This window comes from Vibrio sp. V43_P6S15P86, from assembly GCF_009904725.1.
Lineage (GTDB): Bacteria > Pseudomonadota > Gammaproteobacteria > Enterobacterales > Vibrionaceae > Vibrio > Vibrio diabolicus.
Map to the genome: position 1 here is coordinate 1 of NZ_WXWT01000124.1, position 4,217 is coordinate 4,217.

Annotated in this window: 3 protein-coding genes; all 3 read left to right on the plus strand. The window is 44.6% G+C overall.

Features of this window, described 5'->3' with window-relative positions; translation table 11 throughout:
* Positions 1–2,718, plus strand: a 2,718-nt coding sequence (gene secA, locus CAG69_RS05545) for a preprotein translocase subunit SecA (RefSeq protein ID WP_237668041.1), incomplete at its 5' end; no start/stop codon positions are given.
* A 166-nt stretch (positions 2,719–2,884) separates the two neighbouring features.
* Positions 2,885–3,283: an 8-oxo-dGTP diphosphatase MutT gene (gene mutT / locus CAG69_RS05550; RefSeq protein WP_005396433.1), complete on the plus strand. Its 399-nt coding sequence runs from the start codon at positions 2,885–2,887 to the stop codon at positions 3,281–3,283.
* 110 nt (positions 3,284–3,393) lie between these two features.
* The gene (gene dapB / locus CAG69_RS05555) at positions 3,394–4,203 is read left to right on the plus strand and encodes a 4-hydroxy-tetrahydrodipicolinate reductase (RefSeq protein ID WP_006742699.1); all 810 of its coding nucleotides are present in this window, start codon (positions 3,394–3,396) and stop codon (positions 4,201–4,203) included.
* Positions 4,204–4,217: the final 14 nt, after the last annotated feature.

A 4,217-nucleotide genomic window follows, 5' to 3' on the forward strand; every position in this document is an offset into this window, starting at 1 on the left:
CTACTGACAAAAGTGATTGGCAGTCGCAACGACCGAACACTGCGCCGCCTTAGAAAAATTGTAAAAGAAATTAATAACTACGAGCCAACATTCGAAGCTCTAAGTGATGAAGAGTTAAAAGCAAAGACGGTTGAGTTCCGTGAGCGCCTAGAGAAAGGTGAAACTCTTGATAAACTACTTCCTGAAGCTTTTGCTACGGTTCGTGAAGCATCTAAGCGTGTCTACGGCATGCGTCACTTCGACGTTCAGCTTATCGGTGGTATGGTTCTAAATGCGGGTCAAATTGCGGAGATGCGTACAGGTGAAGGTAAAACGCTGACTGCAACGCTTCCTGCTTACTTAAATGCTCTTGCTGGTAAAGGCGTTCACATCGTAACAGTGAACGATTATCTAGCTAAACGTGATGCTGAGACGAACCGCCCTCTATTTGAATTTTTAGGTATGACCGTTGGCGTAAACGTGCCAAACATGCCTCCTCAAGAGAAAAAAGAAGCGTACCAAGCTGACATTCTATACGGAACCAACAATGAATTTGGTTTTGACTACCTTCGTGACAATATGGCTTTCCGTAGCGAAGACCGTGTACAGCGTGATCGCTTTTTTGCTGTTGTCGATGAGGTGGACTCAATCCTAATTGATGAAGCTCGTACTCCTTTGATCATTTCTGGTCCTGCTGAAGATAGCTCTGAGCTATACACTCGAATCAACCTTTTGATCCCGCATCTGAAAAAGCAAGATAAAGAAGACTCTGAAGAATACCGCGGTGATGGTCACTACACTGTTGATGAAAAATCAAAGCAAGTATACCTAACAGAAACGGGTCAAGAATACGTTGAAGAACTGTTGGTGAAAAACGGTCTTATGGAAGAGGGTGACACACTTTACTCTCCGGCTAACATCAGCATGTTGCATCACGTGAATGCTGCTTTGCGTGCTCATGTGTTATTCGAGCGCAACGTTGATTACATCGTTACTGACGAAGGCGAAGTGGTCATCGTTGATGAACACACTGGTCGTACAATGCCAGGTCGTCGTTGGTCTGAAGGTCTTCACCAAGCAGTAGAAGCTAAAGAAGGCGTTAAGATCCAAAACGAAAACCAAACTTTGGCTTCTATTACCTTCCAGAACTACTTCCGTTTATACGAAAAACTGTCAGGTATGACAGGTACAGCGGATACTGAAGCGTTCGAATTCCAGTCTATCTATGGTTTGGAAACGGTGGTTATCCCAACCAACAAGCCGATGATTCGTAACGATATGCCAGATGTGGTTTACCGTACTGAAGCAGAGAAGTTTGCGGCAATCATTGAAGATATTAAAGAGCGTGTTGCCAAAGGGCAGCCAACGCTTGTTGGTACTGTGTCGATTGAAAAGTCAGAACTTCTTTCTAACGCATTGAAGAAGGCTAAGATCAAACACAACGTATTGAACGCGAAATTCCATGAGAAAGAAGCAGAAATTGTTGCTGAAGCGGGTATGCCTGGTGCGGTAACTATCGCGACCAACATGGCCGGTCGTGGTACGGACATTGTGCTTGGCGGTAGCTGGCAATCAAAAGTTGAAGCTTTAGAGAACCCAACTCAAGAGCAAATCGATGCGATTAAAGCAGAGTGGAAAGTGGTGCATGACCAAGTACTAGAAGCTGGTGGTCTACATATCATCGGTACTGAGCGTCACGAATCTCGCCGTATTGATAACCAGCTACGTGGTCGTTCTGGTCGTCAAGGTGATGCGGGTTCATCGCGCTTCTACCTATCTATGGAAGACTCTTTGCTACGTATTTTCACTTCTGATCGTATGGCGAGCCTTATTCAAAGTGGTATGGAAGAAGGTGAAGCTATTGAATCGAAAATGCTTTCTCGCTCAATTGAAAAAGCACAGCGCAAAGTGGAAGGTCGTAACTTTGATATCCGTAAGCAGCTGCTTGAATACGATGATGTAGCGAACGATCAACGTAAGGTTGTCTACGAACTGCGTGACGAGTTAATGAACGTTGAAGACATCAGCGGCATGATCGAGCAAAACCGTGAAGATGTGCTAACAGCGGTTATTGATGAGTACATTCCACCACAGTCACTAGAAGATATGTGGGATGTTGAAGGTCTACAAGAGCGCTTGAAAGCGGACTTCGATCTTGATGCGCCAGTGAAGCAATGGCTTGAAGAAGACGACAAGCTTTACGAAGAAGCATTACGTGAAAAGATCATCAACCTAGCCGTTGAAGTGTACAAAGAGAAAGAGGAAGTGGTGGGTGCACAAGTGCTTCGCAACTTCGAAAAATCGGTCATGCTTCAGACACTGGATACGCTTTGGAAAGAGCATTTGGCTGCGATGGATCACTTGCGTCAAGGTATCCATTTACGCGGTTACGCACAGAAGAATCCAAAACAAGAATACAAACGTGAGTCGTTTGAACTGTTTGAGGGTCTACTAGAAGCGCTGAAAACAGATGTTATTACTGTTCTATCTCGTGTTCGCGTTCAGCAACAAGAAGAAGTTGAACGTATGGAAGAACAGCGTCGTGCGCAAGCTGAAGAAGCCGCTCGTCGTGCGCAAGCGCAACACGCTGCAGCACAAAATCCGCTTTCTGAAGGCGAAGAATCTGAAGAAGGTTCAAATCAACCAATGGTACGTGATGAACGTAAAGTAGGTCGTAATGAACCTTGCCCTTGTGGCAGTGGCAAGAAGTACAAACAGTGCCACGGCAAAATCGACTAATCTGTTAGTCGGATTATTTATCAAAGAGTCGCTTAGGCGACTCTTTTTTTAAATAAATTCTTTGGCTATCAAATTCCATAAGTTTGATAGGTCAGCAAGTTTTTGAGATGTAGAAGCTCGTTGTCACAATAGAAAAGTACAACGGTCTTGAGAGTTAGGAATCCCCATGAAAAGAATTCACATAGTCGCGGCAATTATTTTTAACCAAGACAAATCAAAGATCTTTATTACAAAGCGTCCTGATGATAAGCACAAAGGCGGGTTTTGGGAGTTTCCGGGTGGCAAAGTCGAGCCGGGAGAAAGTATTGAGCTTGCTATTACAAGAGAACTCGAAGAAGAAGTGGGAATTGAAGTTATTGAGCAAGCCCCTTTTGAACACTTGGAATACGACTATCCAGATAAATCACTCAAGTTTGATTTTATTACAGTATCTCAATTCAGTAATGAGCCTTACGGTCGAGAAGGTCAAGAAGGATGCTGGGTTGAGATCAGCGAATTGGGCGACTACACCTTTCCTGAAGCGAACGTACCTATCTTGGAGCGTGTTGTAAAAGAGTTTGCTTAAGCTCGATGAACTTGCTTGTGGTAACCATAGTATGTTGTTAGTTTAAACAGATTAAGCAAAACGAGAGAACGAGAGCAAACCTCGTTATCCAGAGAAGGAGAGAAAGCGCAATGGTTCGTATTGCAATCGCAGGAGCAGCTGGCCGAATGGGCCGCAATTTGGTTAAAGCTTCACACCTTAATCCTGAAGCGACAGTGAGCGCTGGATCAGAACGACCTGAGTCTTCACTTGTCGGTGTCGATATCGGTGAACTTTGTGGTGAAGGTAAATTCGATGTGCTCTTAACAGATGATCTTGCTAAAGACGTCGATAATTTTGATGTAATCATCGATTTCACTGCTCCAGTAAGCACATTAGCGAATCTCGAGTTGTGTAAGAAATACGGCAAGAGCATTGTGATTGGGACGACTGGCTTCAGCGATGCAGAGCGTGATCTTATTGATGAAGCAGCCAAGCAAGTGCCTGTTGTGATGGCGCCAAATTATTCTGTAGGCGTAAACCTTGTCTTTAAGCTTCTTGAGAAAGCGGCCAAAGTGATGGGGGATTACTGTGATATCGAGATTGTTGAAGCACACCACCGCCATAAAGTTGATGCCCCCTCTGGTACCGCTATCGGAATGGGAGAAGCTATTGCTGGTGCGATGGGTAATAAGCTGAATGATGTAGCTGTCTATGCCCGAGAAGGCATTACTGGTGAACGAACAAAAGATGAGATCGGCTTTGCTACGATTCGCGCTGGCGATATCGTCGGTGAGCATACAGCTATGTTTGCTGATATCGGGGAACGAGTTGAAATAACGCACAAAGCGACTGATCGCATGACGTTTGCTAATGGAGCCGTAAAGGCTGCAGTTTGGTTGAGTGCTAAACCTGCGGGCTTTTATACCATGACGGATGTTTTGGGATTGAATGAACTCTAAATACATAATTATTC

Excerpts from the sequence above, each read along its gene's own strand:
- mutT (WP_005396433.1), top strand. The coding sequence starts at position 2,885 with ATGAAAAGAATTCACATAGTCGCGGCAATTATTTTTAACCAAGACAAA.
- dapB (WP_006742699.1), top strand. The coding sequence starts at position 3,394 with ATGGTTCGTATTGCAATCGCAGGAGCAGCTGGCCGAATGGGCCGCAAT.